Annotated in this window: 13 protein-coding genes; 3 read left to right on the forward strand and 10 right to left on the reverse strand. The window is 72.5% G+C overall.

Annotated features, from left to right (window positions below; genetic code table 11):
- Positions 1 to 10 precede the first annotated feature (10 nt).
- The 5 genes from dnaK to WMF31_RS26125 form a co-directional block, all read right to left on the reverse strand.
- Positions 11 to 1,840 carry a molecular chaperone DnaK gene (dnaK, locus tag WMF31_RS26105; RefSeq protein ID WP_436604540.1) on the reverse strand — a complete coding sequence of 610 codons (1,830 nt, stop codon included), beginning with the start codon at positions 1,838 to 1,840 and terminating at the stop codon, positions 11 to 13.
- 151 nt (positions 1,841 to 1,991) lie between these two features.
- A complete protein-coding gene (locus WMF31_RS26110; RefSeq protein ID WP_436604541.1) occupies positions 1,992 to 3,803 on the reverse strand; it encodes a DnaJ domain-containing protein in 1,812 nt (603 codons plus the stop codon).
- Between the two features lie 84 nt (positions 3,804 to 3,887).
- Entirely contained in the window at positions 3,888 to 4,490 is a 603-nt protein-coding gene (locus WMF31_RS26115; RefSeq protein WP_436604542.1) for a hypothetical protein, read from the reverse strand.
- Entirely contained in the window at positions 4,490 to 5,344 is an 855-nt protein-coding gene (locus tag WMF31_RS26120; RefSeq protein WP_436604543.1) for a hypothetical protein, read from the reverse strand. Before WMF31_RS26120 ends, WMF31_RS26115 begins: the two co-directional genes overlap by 1 nt.
- Positions 5,341 to 6,015: an RNA polymerase sigma factor gene (locus WMF31_RS26125; protein ID WP_436604544.1), complete on the reverse strand. Its 675-nt coding sequence runs from the start codon at positions 6,013 to 6,015 to the stop codon at positions 5,341 to 5,343. Before WMF31_RS26125 ends, WMF31_RS26120 begins: the two co-directional genes overlap by 4 nt.
- 308 nt (positions 6,016 to 6,323) lie before the next feature.
- Here WMF31_RS26125 and WMF31_RS26130 point away from each other — a divergent pair, with 308 nt between their 5' ends.
- From WMF31_RS26130 to WMF31_RS26140, 3 genes are all read left to right on the forward strand, one after another.
- Positions 6,324 to 7,307: a rhomboid family intramembrane serine protease gene (locus WMF31_RS26130; RefSeq protein WP_436604545.1), complete on the forward strand. Its 984-nt coding sequence runs from the start codon at positions 6,324 to 6,326 to the stop codon at positions 7,305 to 7,307.
- A 100-nt stretch (positions 7,308 to 7,407) separates the two neighbouring features.
- Positions 7,408 to 8,112 carry a PA14 domain-containing protein gene (locus tag WMF31_RS26135; protein ID WP_436604546.1) on the forward strand — a complete coding sequence of 235 codons (705 nt, stop codon included), beginning with the start codon at positions 7,408 to 7,410 and terminating at the stop codon, positions 8,110 to 8,112.
- Between the two features lie 94 nt (positions 8,113 to 8,206).
- Entirely contained in the window at positions 8,207 to 9,526 is a 1,320-nt protein-coding gene (locus WMF31_RS26140) for a GTP-binding protein (protein WP_436604547.1), read from the forward strand.
- Positions 9,527 to 9,554: 28 nt separating this feature from the next.
- On the opposite strand, the gene rodA is transcribed toward WMF31_RS26140, so the two are convergent.
- The 5 genes from rodA to WMF31_RS26165 all read right to left on the reverse strand — a co-directional run bounded on the left by rodA (position 9,555) and on the right by WMF31_RS26165 (position 15,204).
- Positions 9,555 to 10,688, reverse strand: coding sequence for a rod shape-determining protein RodA (gene rodA, locus WMF31_RS26145; protein ID WP_436604548.1), 1,134 nt, complete (start codon positions 10,686 to 10,688; stop codon positions 9,555 to 9,557).
- The gene (gene mrdA, locus WMF31_RS26150; protein ID WP_436604549.1) at positions 10,685 to 12,640 is read right to left on the reverse strand and encodes a penicillin-binding protein 2; all 1,956 of its coding nucleotides are present in this window, start codon (positions 12,638 to 12,640) and stop codon (positions 10,685 to 10,687) included. Before mrdA ends, rodA begins: the two co-directional genes overlap by 4 nt.
- Positions 12,637 to 13,161, reverse strand: a complete 525-nt coding sequence (locus tag WMF31_RS26155) for a hypothetical protein (protein ID WP_436604550.1) — start codon at positions 13,159 to 13,161, stop codon at positions 12,637 to 12,639. The genes mrdA and WMF31_RS26155 overlap by 4 nt, the downstream gene beginning before the upstream one ends.
- 4 nt (positions 13,162 to 13,165) lie before the next feature.
- A complete protein-coding gene (gene mreC, locus WMF31_RS26160; RefSeq protein WP_129346935.1) occupies positions 13,166 to 14,023 on the reverse strand; it encodes a rod shape-determining protein MreC in 858 nt (285 codons plus the stop codon).
- Between the two features lie 146 nt (positions 14,024 to 14,169).
- Entirely contained in the window at positions 14,170 to 15,204 is a 1,035-nt protein-coding gene (locus WMF31_RS26165) for a rod shape-determining protein (RefSeq protein WP_436604551.1), read from the reverse strand.
- Positions 15,205 to 15,216 lie beyond the last annotated feature (12 nt).

Below are 15,216 nucleotides of genomic sequence, written 5' to 3' on the forward strand. Positions count from 1 at the left end.
CGGCCACCCTTCACCCCTGCGGCCTGGCTACGACACCCTTGAACATCCGGTGGGTGCGCGCGAGCGCCTCCATCTGCTCCTTGACCGCCGCCGCGTCGCGGCGCCCGATGGCCTGACGGGAGCGGTCCACGATGCCCCGGGCCTTGCCGATGGCGTCGCGGCCGAAATCGCTGGACGCCACGATCTGCTCGACCTGCGGGAACATGCGCTCGATCTCGGCGATGAGCTTCTCGGCCTCCTGCCGGACGCCCTCGAAGAGGTCGCTCGCGCGGCGATCGACGAGGTACTCCTTCGCCGCCTCCATCATCTCGCCGACCTCCTCCTTCGTGAGGCCGCTCGACGCGGTGACCTGAATCGACTGCAGCTGGCCCGTCTCCAGATCCTTGGCGCTCACCGAGACGATGCCGTCGCTGTTGATCTCGAACGTGACCTCGATCTCGACCTGCCCCTTCGGGGCGCGGCGCAGGCCCGTGAGGATGAACTCGCCGAGCAGCTCGTTGTCGGTCGCCCGCTGGTGCTCGCCCTGCATGACCAGGATCTTCACCGCCGTCTGGTTGTCGCGGCTGGTGGTGAAGATCTTCGACCGGCTCGTGGGCACGGTGGTGTTCTGCGGGATGAGCTCCTCGAAGATGGAGCCGAAGGTCATGATGCCGAGCGCGTGCGGCGTGACGTCGAGCAGGATCATCTGCTTGGTCTCGTCAACGAGCGCGGCGCCCTGCACCGCCGCGCCGAGCGCGACCACCTCGTCGGGGTGCACCCCCTTGCACGGCTCGCGTTCGAAGAAGTCGCGCACGGCCTCCTGCACGCGCGGCATGCGCGTCATGCCGCCGACGAGCACGACGTCCTCGATCTCGTCGCGATCGAGCCGCGCGTCCTCGAGCGTCTGGCTGCAGATCTCGATGCACCGCTCGACGAGATCCTCGCACAGGGCCTCCAGCGTCTCCCGCGAGAGCGTGCGCTGGAGGTGGAGCGCCTCGTTTCGCGCGCTGGAGATGATGAACGGCAGGTTGATCTCGGTCTCGAGCACGCTGGACAGCTCGCACTTCGCCTTCTCCGCCGCGTCCTTCAGGCGCTGGAGCGCCATCCTGTCCTGCCGCAGGTCGACGTCGTGCTGCTCCTTGAACCCCTGCACCAGCCAGTCGATGACCCGCGCGTCGAAGTCCTCGCCCCCGAGGAACGTGTCGCCCGCGGTGGCGATGACCTTGAAGACGCCGCCCGCGCCGATCTCGAGCACCGAGATGTCGAACGTGCCGCCGCCGAGGTCGAACACGGCGATCGTCTTCTCGAAGTTCTTGCCGAACCCGTACGCGAGCGCCGCCGCCGTCGGCTCGTTGACGATGCGGATGACGTCGAGCCCCGCGATCTGGCCCGCGTCCTTCGTCGCCTGCCGCTGGTTGTCGTTGAAGTAGGCGGGGACGGTGATCACCGCCTTCGAGATCGGCTCGTTGAGGTAGTCCTCGGCGAAGAGCTTCATCTCCTGGAGGACCATCGCGCTGATCTCGGGGACCGAGTACGTCCTGTCGCGCAGCTGGATGCGGACGTCGCCGTGCGGCCCCTCGACGATCTTGTACGAGGCGGTCAGGATCGCGTTCTTCACCTGCGGAGACGACCACTTCCGGCCGATCAGCCGCTTCGCGGCGTAGACCGTGTTCTCGGCGTTGGTGATCGCCTGCCGCTTCGCGATGTGCCCACAGAGCCGCTTGCCGGCTTCCGTGATCGCGACCATGGACGGCGTCGTCTTGTAGCCACCGCGATTCGGGATGACGGTCGGGACGCCCTCCTCGACGATGGCAACACACGAGTTCGTGGTGCCAAGGTCAATGCCGATGACACGCTCCATCGATGCCGCTGCTCCTCTTCTTGTCTCTGGCCCAAACGGCCGCTGAGATCACGATGCTAGACCGTTTCGCGGAGCCGAGCGGACCAATCGTGCGCGGCCCCTGCGAAGGGGCCGCGCCCCGCCCGGCGGGGGCCGAGGCCCGGCCGCGGCGCTAGACTTGCTTCCCCATTTTTTTGGCCTGCTCGCGCGCCTGCGCGACGAGGGCGCGCAGCCTGCCGTCGTTCCCCGCGAGCTCAGCGGCGCGGTCGAACTCGCCCGCCGCGCTCTTCTCGAGCCCCGCCGCGGCGTACGCGCGCGCGAGCGTGAGCCGGTACTCCACCGACGTGGGCGCGAGCTCGACCGCCCGCCGCGCGAACTCGACCGCCCGCCGCGTGTTCTCCCTGGCTTGCAGCGTCGCGTGCGCGACCCGCTCGTGCGCGGCCGCGTCGTCGGGCCGGCCGCTGCACACCTTCGCATAGCTCAGCGCCGCCTCGACCCAGCGCCCGTTCTGCGCCTCGTAGTCGGCCTGCTTGAGGTAACCGTCCGCCAGCGCCGCCGCCGCGAGGCGCTGCACCTCGGCCGACGCCTTCTGGATCTCGGCGTCCTCCGGGGCGAGCGACGCGGCGATCCGGTAGGCGTTGGCCGCGCTCGCGTAGTCCTTCCGCTGGAGCGCGATCCGGCCCGCCTCGGAGTACCGCGCGATCTGCCCCCGGACGGCCTCGCCGCGCGCCGAGTCGTACCGCGCCTTCAGCACCTCGACCGCCCTCGTCGCGTCCGGCGAGCGGACGCCGGACGGAGCCCTCGGCGCGGCCACCGCGGCCGCGCCGGCGGGCGCCGTCGGGGGGGCCGCCGGAGACGCGCTCGTCGGCGGACGCCTGAGGCCCGCGGTGAGCTTGCGCGCGAGCGTCTCTCGCCGATCCTTGGCGCTGGCCGCGGGGGCGACGGGACCGCCCGCGCCCGCGGACCACGCCGGCGAGGGCTGCGGCGCTCCCCCGTGACCGAGCGCGCCGTCTTCGTGGGACGAACGGTGGCCGAGCGCGCCGTCTTCGTGGGACGAACGGTGGCCGAGCGCGCCGTCTTCGTGGGACGAACGCGGCGCCGCCGCAGCTCCCCGGGAGGAGGCCGCGGCCTGCTCCGCGGGCGTGGGCGCGCGCTCCCGCGCCTCGAGCGGCGGGCGCTCCGAGGAGTAGCGTCCAGGCGACGCGACCGCGTCGCGCGGCTCGGCGACGGCGGCGCGCACCGAGGCGTCGACCGCCGAGGAGACCGTGACGATGTCCCGGGGCGTCTGCTCGATCAGCGCCGCCATCGCCCGGTTCTTGTGGGTCTGCTCGAGGTACGCGTCGTACTCGGCGCGGCGCTGCCTCGACGTCAGCGTGTCGTGCGCCAGCGTGATGCGCGTGAAGACGGCCTCGATCTTCTGCTTGTACGAGCCGAGCTGCTTGCGAAAGTAGCTGTCCGGGTGAAACTCCGGCGCGAGCTGGTAGTAGGCGCTCTTGATCTGCTTCTTGTCCGCCTGGTCCGAGACGCCGAGCAGCTCGTAGTAGGTGAGATCCTCGAGCCGGTAATAGAGATCGAGGATCCGCCGCTTGCGGTCCGGGGCGAGCTCGACCGGCTCGTCGAGCTCGGCGGGGTCGTAGAGCGGGGGGGAGTCGACCGGCTGCAGCGCGCCCCGGCCGAGCGGGACGGGCTCGCCGCCGGGCGGCAGCGGCCTCTCCACCTCCGGCGCGGCCCCACGCCGAGCCGCGTCGGCCGCGCCCCGCGGCGGGGGCGGGCCCGAGGGCTCTCCGTCCAGGATGATCGCGCCGAAGCCGTGCAGCTTGCGCAGCACCTCGACGGTGTCGCTGTGCGACATGCCGGTGACCAGGGACAGCTCCCGCTCCGTCAGGACGCCATCGATCCGGGAGAGGAGGAACGCCTCGGCGGGTTTCAGCGGGAGCGACCGGAGATCGTACCCGGGTTTCGGCCTTGGGACACGGAGCGTCATCGGGTCGGGCAGCGGCCCCCTCCCGGCGAGTCTAGCGAGGAACGCGCGCCGGTCGCAATTGCAGACCAGCGGCGGGCGCCCGCATCAGCGCGGCCCTTGCCGGGCGCCCCTCAGGGCCTCGGTGATCACCTGATCCTGGATCGCGATCGCGCGCTCCAGCAGGTCGACCGCGCGCCTCCGGGCGCGCGCCGCGGCCTCGCGGTCCCCCCGCGCTTCGAGCGCCTTCGCGCGGCGCTCCTCCACGACCCCCGCCACCTCGTAGAGGTGCCCCTGGTAATGAGAGGGCGCAGGCGCCAGCCTGAGGCCCGCCTCGATATCGCGGCCCGCGGCGTCGAACTCGCCGCCCTCGCTCCGGAGCTCCGCCAGCCGGGCGTGGGTGTCCGCTGTCACCTCGGCGACCTCCGGCGGCTCTCCCGGCGGCCTCGGCGCGGTGATGATCCCCTCGAGCGCGCGGACGGCTGCGGCGCGATCGCCCGCGCCGATCGCCAGGTCGGCGGCGTGGTGCGCGGCGCGCGCCCTCGAGAGAAACGCGAGTAGCGTCGGATCGACGACCGGCGCCGGAGCGCAGGCGCACGCCAGATCCCCCGGGGCCCCGGCGCCGCGCCCCTGCTCATCGCCCCGGGCGCAACCGAGGTGCGCCGCCGCGACGAGCGCGAGGCACGCGGCGGCGAGGCGCGCGCTCCGCATCAGCGCACCCCCCACGCCGCGTAGCGGTTCTGACGCAGGTCGGCCGCGCGCGCGGCGGCGATGCGATCGATGCGCGCCGTCTGACCGCCCTCCCTGGGGAACGGCGCGGCCGGATCGAAGAGCGCCGCGGTCGAGCGCGCCGCGATCGGCGAGGGGAGCGGCGCGCCCTCCGCGGCGGGCGCCGCCGGCGCGCGCGCGGCGGAGGGGAGCTCTTCCCTCACCTCGCCCACGAGCAACGCCACGCCCGCGGCGACCGCGGCGACCGCGGCGAGCGCCGAGAGCGCCGCCATGGTGACCGGCGCGGTGCGCCGGCCGCGCTGGCCGGACGAGGCGCGGAGGGCCTGCTCGACGAGCGCGCGGCCCCGGAGCTCCGCGAGCGGCCGGGGGCGCCACGCGGCCCGGAGCGCGATCGCGAGATCGGCGAGCTCCTCGCGCTGGCCGAGCGCCCCCTCGCCGCCCGCGCCCCCCTCCCGCGCCGGCTCGCCCTGCTCCGCGGCCCGGCCCTCGAGCGCCTCCCGCAGGCGCTCGGCGGCGCGCTGCTCGGCCTTCGTCGGCGGCGCCTCCTCGTCGCCGAGCGCGCGCGCGAGCAGCGCCTCGTGATCCGCCAGGTCGAGCCCGGAAGGCCGGGCCGCCGCCCTGAGCGCGGCCGCGAGCGGGACCTCGCCCCGCTCGAGCGCCTCGGCGAGCGCGCGCGCGGCGCGGAGCTCGTCATCAGACGCCGGCGCGTCGGGCTCCACCTCGGGCGCGACGGGCGCGACGGGCACGAGCCGCGGGCCGCGATCCGGTCCGCTGCGGCGCGGCGGCGCCTCGTCTCCGGCCGGCGAGGTGCGCTGGCCCGGGAGCCGCGGCTTCATCGCGCCCATCCCCTGGGCTCCACCCGCGGCGCGGCGGCCCCCGCGGCGAGCGCCTTCTTCAGCGCGGTCATGGCGCGGTGCAGGACGACATCGAACGTCGCCACGCTGACCCCGAGCGCGCTGGCCACCTCGTCGCGGGGCCGCTCCTCGAGGACCCGGAGCCGGATCGCCTCCGCGTAGCGCGGGTTGAGCCGCCCGAGCGCGTCCTCGACGCGCGCCCTCGCGTCCGCCAGATCGCGCTTCTCGCAGAGCGCGACCTCCCCGTGCGCGGTGAGGTCCGTCTCCGCGGCGTCGATCTCGCGCTGCAGATCCGCGGGCTCGAAGAGCGCCTCGCGGCGGCGCGCGCGGAGCATGTCGAGCGCGATGCGCAGCGCGATCACCCGGAGCCACGGATAGATGCCGCAGCTCTGCCACTGGAACTGGGAGAACCGCTCGATCACGCGCGCGTACGTCTCGGCCAGCGCGTCCTGCGCGATCGCCTCGGAGCCGAGGCGGGGCAGCAGCACCGACCGGTACAGCGAGGGCCCGTACTTGCGGAGCAGCTGCCCCAGCGCGAGGCGGTCCCCCTGCGCCGCGCGCTCGCACTGCAGACGCTCCGCCTCCAGGTCGGGCCTCGCCGCTGCCACCGCCGTCACCCGGGCGACGATACCCGGACGTCGGAGGAATCGCACCGCTGTCCTCCCTGCGCCCGCGGCGGGACGGGGCGCGCCGCCTGTGACACACCCAGGGGACCGCGGCGACGGGCTCGCGCGCGGCGGCGGAGGGCGCCACGCGGTAGAGAGGGCCGAGCGCGGGAGGGCTGCCGCATCCACACCTCGACAACGGGCCAAAGCCGTGGACCTTACAGCGAAAAGCCGCCACATTGTGCTGGCCTCGACGGCGTGCGTCCGCCTCGAAAGGAGCCCTCCGTGACCCGCGATACAACGTTCAGGTCCCGCGCACCCCTCGGCGCCGGGCAGCGCCACGGGGCCGCCCAGTGATGGCGAGGCCGGCCGGCGAGCGGGGGCGCGCGCTGCACTGCGCGCGCTGCGGCGCCCTCAACAGCACCGATTTCAACCGCTGCATCCGCTGCGGCTTGCTGCTCGCGCGGGCGGCGCTCCCCGCCGAGCGCCCGAGGGCGGGCCTCGACGGGCGGAGCCTGCTGGCGACCAAGATCCTGGGCGGGCTCACGTCGTTCGTGTTCGTGGGGCAGATCCTGGCCGCCCACGCCGCCGACGTCGGCCCGTTCTCGCCGTGGGGCATGTCGAACTACCTCCGCTTCGGCGCGCTGCTCCTGCTGCCCGGCGAGCCGTTCGAGCTCTTCCGCCTGCTCTCCGCGGTCTTCGTCCACATGGGCGTGCTCCACTTCGGCATGAACATGATGACGCTCGGCCTGCTCGCCCGCGCCGCCGAGCCCGCCGTCGGCTCGGCGCGGTTCGCGATCGCCTACGTCATCACGGGCCTGGTCGGCTTCGCCACGAGCGCCGCGTGGAACGTCCTCGTGCAGCCCGAGGTCGTGTGCACCGCGGGCGCGAGCGGCGCGGTGTTCGGCGTGATGGGCCTCCTGCTCGGCTGGCTGCTCCGCCGCCGCGATCCGCGCTGGAAGGACCTCGCGCTCCAGGCGGCCTTCTACATCGTCCTGTTCGGCTTCGTCGTGAACGCGTCGAACGCGGGCTTCCGCATCAACAACGCCGCGCACATCGGGGGCCTGCTCAGCGGTGTGCTGTTCGGGGTGCTCTACGCGGGCCGGTCCCACCGGTACGAGGGGGTGGCGAACGCCGGCGCGCTCGCCGGCGTCCTCGCCTGCGTCGCCGCGCTCGTCCTCGCGCAGCGCTCGCCGCTCTGGCGCGCGGCCGAGTCGCTCGAGGGGCGCTCGCGGCTGCACGCGCCGGCCCGCGAGGAGCGCCTGGAGGCGCTCTCACACCCGGACGCCGGGGCGCTCCGGCCGGGGCCGGAAGGAGCGCTGGTCCCGGCAGGCCCGTGACGCGACCTTGATTGCCGCGCCCCGGCGGCACGTCTAAGAGCGCCAACCTCGCTTTCACGTGGGGGGCGGGCCCGCCGTCCGTTCCCTCTCAGGAGACGTCATGGTCCGAACCACATCGCACCTCGCCTCGTGCGTGCTCGCCGCGTCGCTCCTCAGCGGCTGCCGCGTCACCATCCAGAGCGGTAGCACCCCCCAGGAGGCCGCGCCGCCGCCCCCACCTCCCCCGGCGAAGACCGCCTCCCCGACGCGCAAGCCGGCGAAGCCCGACGAGAAGCCTGTGACCCGCAAGCCCCCGAAGTGGCGCCTGCCCGCGAGCAACGCGCCGCGCATCACCGCCCCGAACGCGTTCGGCAACGGCAAGGGCGGCGCCTTCCGGGGGCTCGCGTACGTGATCCCCGAGGGCAGCAAGAAGCTGCCGAGCTTCGACGGCCTGGTGCCGTTCGCGGCGCTGTACACGGACAAGTTCGAGGTCAAGCCGCAGGAGTTCTCGGGCGGCTTCCCGGGCGCGCTGATGCAGAACGACTGGTTCGCGATCCGCTTCGAGGGCGAGTTCAAGGTGCCGAGCGAGGGCGTGTTCCAGTTCCGGCTCACCTCGGACGACGGGGCGATCCTCTACATCGACGACAAGCGCGTGGTCACGAACGACGGCGTCCACACCGCGAAGAGCGCGGACGGAGAGGCCCGGCTGTCCGAGGGCATGCACCGGCTGCGGCTCGACTACTTCCAGGCCCAGCGGGGCACGGTCGCGCTCATCGTCCTCATGGGCCAGAAAGGCAAGCTCGAGCCGCTCGTCGGCAGCCGCTGACGGGCGGCGCGCGCCCTCCGGAGCGCGGGCTCGAGCCCTCCAGCCGCGCACGCCGGCGCCCCCCGACCCCTTTTCGTGTATCGTCCCCACGCCCATGGCGTCGGTGAACCCACTGTCGCGCGAGCTCGTCTTCAAGATCGTCTATTACGGGCCCGGTCTGGGCGGCAAGACGACCACGCTCGAGTACCTGCACGCCACGGCGAAGCCGGAGCACCGCGGCAAGCTGGTCTCCCTCGCGACCCCGGTCGACCGGACGCTCTACTTCGATTTCCTGCCGGTCCGGCTCCCGCAGATGCGGGGGATGAACGTGCGGCTTCAGCTCTTCACGGTGCCGGGGCAGGTCTACTTCAACGCGACCCGCAAGCTGGTGCTCACGGGCGCCGACGGGATCGTGTTCGTCAGCGACTCGCAGGCCGTCCGCGCGGACGCCAACGTGGAAAGCCTCGAAAACCTGCGCGACAACCTCGCGGAGCAGGGGCGGCAGCTCCAGCAGGTCCCCCTCATTTTCCAGCACAACAAGCGGGATCTGCCCGATCTCCTCCCGCTCGAGGAGCTCGACGCGATGCTGAACCCGTCGCGCGCCTTCTCGGTGGCCACCTCGGCGAGGACCGGGCTCGGCATTTACGAGGGGCTCGAGGAGATAAGCGCCCTCGTCCTGCGCGCCTTCGAGAGCCGGCTCCCCGACGCGGCGAGGGGCGGCGGGCTCGGCGGCTTCGACGCCATCGAGGGTGGGCTCGTCACCGCCCTCCGCGACGCCTCGCCGCCGCCGTCGGCGCCGCTCGACGCGGTGATCTCGCGGCTCGCCCCGCCCAGCAAGCCGTGGCCCACCATGCCGCCGAACTCGACGCTCGGCGATCCGAGCGAGGGACCGCTCGTCGAGGGAGGGGACGCGCCCGGCGCGTCAGCGCCGCCGGGCCCCGCGGCGGCCGCGCCGGCGAGCGCGGCCGCCACGGCCCCGGAGAGCCGCGAGGCGCCGCCGCAGCGGCTCGCCGCCCGCCGAGGGAACGCGCCCGCGGAGGCCCCGGCCACCGCGCGCGCGGACGACCCGTCCGCGGCGACGAGGCACCTCGCCCAGCCGGGCCTCTCGTTCGTGGCGCTGTGGCCGACCGCCGAGCGCGAGGCCGTCGCGGAGATCGAGGCGGCGATCGCGGCGGAGCGGTACGCCGTGGCGCTCGAGCGCTGCGACGCGCTCGTCACAGGGATCCTCGCGAAGGCGGCGGATCTCGCGGGCGCGACTGGAGCGTCGCGCGATCCGCTGACGGTGCCGGCGCTGCTCGGCCTGGACGGGCGCCGCTACCTCGGGTTTCGCGCCGTGGTCCGGAGGGCGCGCGAGGGGGGCGAGGTCACGGAGCGCGACACGCTCAGGGCGTTCGCCTTCGCGATCGACGCGCGCCTCGCCGAGATGGCGCTCTGAGCTGCACGGCGCGCGGACGGCGCGCTCGTCACAGGCGATCGAGCGAGGCGACGCCGGAGTAGCGGCGCATCGACACGCTCATGAGCAGCGAGATCGCGACCATCACCGTGGTGACGCTCGAGCCGCCGTAGGAGAACAGGGGCAGCGTGACGCCGACGACGGGCAGCACGCCCGACGTCATGCCGAGGTTGATGACCGCGTGCCAGAAGATGATGGCCGCGCAGCCGACGCCGAGCACCGCGCCGAAGCGATCCTTGGCCTGCGACGCGATGCGGACCCCCCACAGGGCCAGGAACGCGTACAGGCACACGAGCACCACGCTCCCGACGAACCCCCACTCCTCGGCGAAGACCGGGAACGGGAAGTCGGTGAACTGGTCCGGCAAGAACAGGAACTGGTTCTGGGTCCCCTCGAGGTAGCCGTTGCCGAACAGGCCGCCGTTGCCGATCGCCACGCGCGAGTGGTGAGCGTGCCAGCCGCGATGCAGGATGTCCTCCTCGGGGTGGAGGAACACCTCGACGCGGGCGCGCTGGTAGTCGAGCAGGACGTACCTCCAGAGGATCGGCACCGACACGACGACCGACACGATGAACAGCGCGGCGCTCCGCCACCGCACGCGCGTGAGCGCCGCGATCGTCAGGAAGACGAGCGTGATGATCGTCGCCGTCCCGAGATCGGGCTGCTTCAGCACGAGGAGCGCGGGCACCGCGGTCAGCGCCGCGGGGATGGCCAGATCGCGGAGCGTGCGCCCCTCGTTGCGCGGGTCGTCGTGCAGGTACTTCGCCAGCGCGATGACCAGGAAGATCTTCATGAACTCGCTGGGCTGGAAGCGGAACGCGCCGAACTCGATCCACCGCGCGGAGCCGCGCACGTCGCGCGCGAGCACGAAGACGACCGCCAGCGAGAAGACGCCGAACGTGTAGAGCACGTAGCCGAGGCGCTCCAGGTGCCGGTAGTCGATCGCGACCAGCATCCCGCCCAGGATGCCGCCCATGAACAGCCAGTAGAGCTGGCTGATGTAGAGCTCCGCGCGCGACCCGGAGTAGACGCTCGTCGCGCTGTAGAGGTTGACGACGCCGAGCACGGCGACGGCGACCGCGGCGATGAAGAGCGGCCAGTCGAAATGATCGCGATCGCGCGAGAGAGAATCGCCCCGGATCATGGAGTACGCCCCGTCGTGGCGGACGCGCGGCCCGCGCCCTTGATGCCCGCGCGCGATCGCTCGTTCGAGCCGGCGCGCCGCTCCTTCTCGAGCTCCTGGTAGGCGCGGACCACCTCGAAGGCCACCGGCGCCGCGTGCTTGCCGCCGGCGCCGCCGTGCTCGACGAGCACGACCACGGCGACCTCGGGCGAGCGCGTCGGCGCATAGCCGGCGAACCAGGCGTGCTCGCGGTTGAAATACCAGACCCGCTCGGCCTCGACGCCGCGGGTGAGCCGGTGCGAGACCTGCGCCGTCCCGGTCTTGCCCGCCATCTCGACGCCGGCGACGCGCGCCTTGAACGCGGTGCCGCCCGCCTCGTTCACGCCGGCGACCATCGCCCTGTGCACGAGGCTGAGGTTCTCGGGGCGGATGTCGATCTGGCGGCGCACGCGCGGCGTGAACTCCTGGACGACCGTGCCGGCGCTCGTCTCGACGGCCCGCACGATCTGGGGCTGGTACAGCGTGCCCCCGTTCGCGAGCGCCGCGTAGGCGAGCGCGAGCTGGAGCACGGTGACCGTCGTGGCGCCCTGGCCGATCGCCGCGTTGAGGCCGAACCCGAGGCGGTACTGGCCCTTGTTCCGGAGCGTCATCCACGCCTTGGTCGGCATCCTGCCGGCCGCCTCGGCGTTGATGCCGAGCCCCGTCCGCGCGCCGAGCCCGTAGCGCTGGCCCATGTCGGCGATGACGTCCATGCCGACGCCGTACTCGGCCGCGAGCTTGTAGAAGTAGACGTTGCACGACTCGGCGATCGCCTTCTGCAGCGCGACCGCCCCGTGGACGTGGGTGCACCGGAAGGTGCGCTTGCCGAACGTCAGGGCGCCCCGGCACCGCGTGGACTGGCGGGCGTCGATGAGCCCCTTCTCGAGCGCCGCCAGCGCGGTGAACGGCTTGAACGTCGAGCCCGGCGGGTACGCCCCGGAGAGCGTCTTGTCGAGCGCGGGCTTGAGGGGATCGGAGTAGAGCCGCCGGAAGGCGTCGCGGATGACCTGCTTGCCCGAGCCGCCCGAGAGGGCGTTGGGGTCGTAGCCGGGCTTCGAGTAGAGCCCGAGGATCCTCCCGGTGCGCACGTCGATGACCGCCACGCCGCCGGCGAGCTCGCCGCGCATCGCCTTGTCGATCGCCTTCTGGATGTCGGCGTCGAGCGTCAGCCGGAGGTCGCGCCCGGGGATCGGGTCGACGCGCCGCGGCTCCTCGATGATGTGCTCCTGGCCGCTCCGGCGCCGTCCCCGGGCGTCGACGAGCACCTTCTCCCACCCGCGCGTGCCGCGGAGGTAGCTCTCCCAGGCGCGCTCGATCCCGGTGACGCCGATGCGGTCGCCCTCGATGTAGCCGACGCTCCGGAGCGACGCGAGCCGCTCGGCGTCCACCTCGGCCATGTAGCCGATGACGTGCGAGCCGACCTCGGCGTAGGGGTAGTAGCGCACCGGGACCGGCACCACCTCGACCCCCGGCAGCTCGGCGTCGTGCGTGGCCAGGGTCGCCACGACGTCGCGCGAGATGTCTTCCTTCAGCAGGATCTGCTGGTTCTTGCGCGGGCCGTCGTCGGCGCGGATCGCGGTGATGTGCGCCTCCAGCCGGGCGCGCTCCTCGATCCCGACGCCGAGGTACTCCATGAGCTTCGGCCAGGTCGTCTCCATGTCGAGGCGCCGCGGGACGACGTACACGTTGTACGACGGCCGGCTCGCGGCCAGCACCTTGCCGTTGCGGTCCCGGATGATGCCGCGCGTGGTCGCGAGCGTCACCCGCCGCACGATGTTCTCCCGGGCGATGGCCTTGTTCTCGTCGGCCTCGAGGACCTGGAGGTAGAACAGGCGCCCGATGAGCGCGACGAAGACGAGGAGCATGCCGAGCGCGATCCACCGGAAGCGCCGGCGGAACTCGCTCACGTCGGAGCGCTGGACGAGGAGGCTCATCGCGGGCTCTCCCCGGGCCGCGGGATGTTGATCGTCGCCTGGTGCACGCGCTCGGCCAGCCGGAAGACGAGCGGCGCGAAGAGCGCCGTCGAGACCGCGTGCGGCGCCACGAGCAAGGCGAGCGCGCGCGGGCGCGCCGCGTCGCCCCCGAAGATGGCGGTGAGGATCACGATGAGCACCCCCTCGACGAGGCCGAAGACAAAGGCCAGCGCGATCTTCGTGAGGAGCGTCTGCGCGGCGAGCCGCACGCCGGCCGCCCTCGACACGACGAAGGTCGCGACGGTGATGAAGGTGAACAGGCCGACGGGCGCGCCGGCGAAGAGATCGAGCAGGTAGCCGAGCAGGAACGAGAGCGCGGCCCCGCGGGCGATCGAGTACTCGTGCACCCCCATGAACACGACCAGCGGCAGGAGCAGGCTCGGCGTCGAGCCCGGGATGTTCAGCTTGCCGATGATCCGGAACAGGTTCGACTGCAGGATCAAGAGGCCGGCGCCCATCGCCAGGAACGCGGAGTTCCTCATCCCGTCACCTCCGCTGCGCCGGCGGTGGCGCCTCCTCCGGCGTCGCCGTCATCACGATGAGGACCTCCTCGAGCCGGGAGAAGTCCACGGACGGCGCGACGTACACCTGCTGGTAGATGCCGAAGTCGCGGCGGATGACCTGCGTCACGGTCCCGACCGGGATCCCCTTCGGGAAGCGCCGGCCGACGCCGCTCGTGACGAGGAGGTCGCCGACCTCGATCTCGTCGGTGCGCTGCACGTACTCCACGCTGCAGGAGTACTTGCCCTCGTCGCCCGTGCCGCGCACGAAGCCGCGCGCGCCCGTGCGCTCGACGACCACGTCGACGCCGCTGCCCGCGTCGACGACGAGCCGCACGTCGACCGTGTCCCCCGCGCTCTTCAGCGTCGTGCCGACGACGCCGTCCGCGGAGAGGACCGGCAGGTTGGGGCCGATGTCCCGCGCCTCGCGATCGAGGGTGACGCGCACGACGCGGAAGAAGTCGTTGGTGCTCTTGCCGATGACCTGCGCGCTCACGACGTCAGTGCGGAGGCTCTGGCGCAGGTCGAGCAGCCTGCGCAGGCGCCGGTTCTCCTCCTCGAGCGCCTCCAGCTTCCTCACCCGCTCCCTGAGGCGCGCGATCTGGGAGGCCTGCTTGGCGTTGTCCTCCTTGACGTCGACCAGGTAGATGTAATCGCCCCAGAGGTTCGAGAGGCCGCGCGCAAGCGTCGCGGCCGCGTACTGGATCGGCGCCGCGAGGCCGATGATCACCCGGTCGGCCCCCGTGTTCTGCTTGGGGTCGCGCATGCTGGCGCGCAGGAACCAGAACGGCACCGCGAGCGCCAGCAGCACGATCACGAAGTCGCGGTAGCGTTTCAGGTTCACGGTGGCTCCCGGACCAGGTAGTACGAGGCGCGCCGCGAGGCCACCCCTGTCAAGCTTGATGCGGCGGCCGCGGACCCCTGTCCTGTTGCCACGCGCCGCCGAGGAGCCCCGCCGGCCAGCTCACGAGCGGGGGACGACACGAGCGCTCAGCTGATCGTGACCTCTTTCAGGAGCTCGAGGTGGTCCAGCGCCTTGCCGCTGCCGAGCACCACGGCGCTGATCGGGTCGTCGCACACCATGACCGGCAGCCCCGTCTCCTCGCGGAGGAGCACGTCGAGGTTCTTGAGGAGCGAGCCGCCCCCGGTGAGCACGATGCCCTTGTCGACGATGTCGGCCGCGAGCTCCGGCGGCGTGCGCTCCAGGGCGATCAGCACCGTGTCGACGATGGCGTTCGTCGGCTCGCTCAGGGAGTCGCGGATCTCGTCGGAGTTGACGATGACCGTCTTGGGGATCCCCGCGACCATGTCGCGCCCCTTCACCTCCATCGTGAGCTGCTGCTCGAGCGGGTACGCGTTGCCGACCGTGATCTTGATGCGCTCCGCCGTCTGCTCGCCGATGGCCATGTTGTACTTGCGCTTCATGTAGGCGATGATCGACTCGTCCATCTTGTCGCCGCCGACGCGCACGCTCTGCGAGTAGACGATGCCGGCGAGGGAGATCACGGCGACCTCGGTCGTGCCGCCGCCGATGTCGACGACCATGTTGCCGCTCGGCTCGGTGATCGGCAGCCCGGCACCGATCGCCGCCGCCATGGGCTCCTCGATCAGGTAGACCTCGCGCGCGCCGGCGCCCTCGGCGCTTTCCTTCACGGCGCGCTTCTCGACCTCGGTGATGCCGAACGGGACGCAGATGATGATGCGCGGCTTGACGAGCGTGCGGCGGTTGTGCGCGCGCGCGATGAAGAACCGGAGCATCGCCTCCGTGATCTCGAAGTCGGCGATGACGCCGTCGCGCAGCGGCCGCACCGCCTGGATGTTGCCCGGGGTTCGTCCGAGCATCTCCTTCGCCTCGCGGCCGACGGCGAGCACCTTCTTACCGCCGCGAGCATCACGCTGGACGGCGACCACCGAGGGCTCGCAGGACACGATCCCCTTGCCCTTCACGTAGATGAGCGTGGTGGCGGTGCCGAGGTCGATCGCGAGATCGTTCGAGAACAGGCCGTAGAGCCAGTCGAAGATCATCGCATCGCCTAG

The sequence above is a fragment of the Sorangium sp. So ce1036 genome, assembly GCF_051369805.1.
GTDB classification, from domain to species: domain Bacteria; phylum Myxococcota_A; class Polyangia; order Polyangiales; family Polyangiaceae; genus Sorangium; species Sorangium cellulosum_F.

Bases quoted from the DNA above. Each gene is read 5' to 3' on its own strand.
- dnaK (WP_436604540.1), bottom strand. From the start codon at position 1,840: ATGGAGCGTGTCATCGGCATTGACCTTGGCACCACGAACTCGTGTGTT.
- WMF31_RS26110 (WP_436604541.1), bottom strand. From the start codon at position 3,803: ATGACGCTCCGTGTCCCAAGGCCGAAACCCGGGTACGATCTCCGGTCG.
- WMF31_RS26115 (WP_436604542.1), bottom strand. From the start codon at position 4,490: ATGCGGAGCGCGCGCCTCGCCGCCGCGTGCCTCGCGCTCGTCGCGGCG.
- WMF31_RS26120 (WP_436604543.1), bottom strand. From the start codon at position 5,344: ATGAAGCCGCGGCTCCCGGGCCAGCGCACCTCGCCGGCCGGAGACGAG.
- WMF31_RS26130 (WP_436604545.1), top strand. From the start codon at position 6,324: ATGGCGAGGCCGGCCGGCGAGCGGGGGCGCGCGCTGCACTGCGCGCGC.
- WMF31_RS26135 (WP_436604546.1), top strand. From the start codon at position 7,408: ATGGTCCGAACCACATCGCACCTCGCCTCGTGCGTGCTCGCCGCGTCG.
- WMF31_RS26140 (WP_436604547.1), top strand. From the start codon at position 8,207: ATGGCGTCGGTGAACCCACTGTCGCGCGAGCTCGTCTTCAAGATCGTC.
- rodA (WP_436604548.1), bottom strand. From the start codon at position 10,688: ATGATCCGGGGCGATTCTCTCTCGCGCGATCGCGATCATTTCGACTGG.
- mrdA (WP_436604549.1), bottom strand. From the start codon at position 12,640: ATGAGCCTCCTCGTCCAGCGCTCCGACGTGAGCGAGTTCCGCCGGCGC.
- WMF31_RS26155 (WP_436604550.1), bottom strand. From the start codon at position 13,161: ATGAGGAACTCCGCGTTCCTGGCGATGGGCGCCGGCCTCTTGATCCTG.
- WMF31_RS26165 (WP_436604551.1), bottom strand. From the start codon at position 15,204: ATGATCTTCGACTGGCTCTACGGCCTGTTCTCGAACGATCTCGCGATC.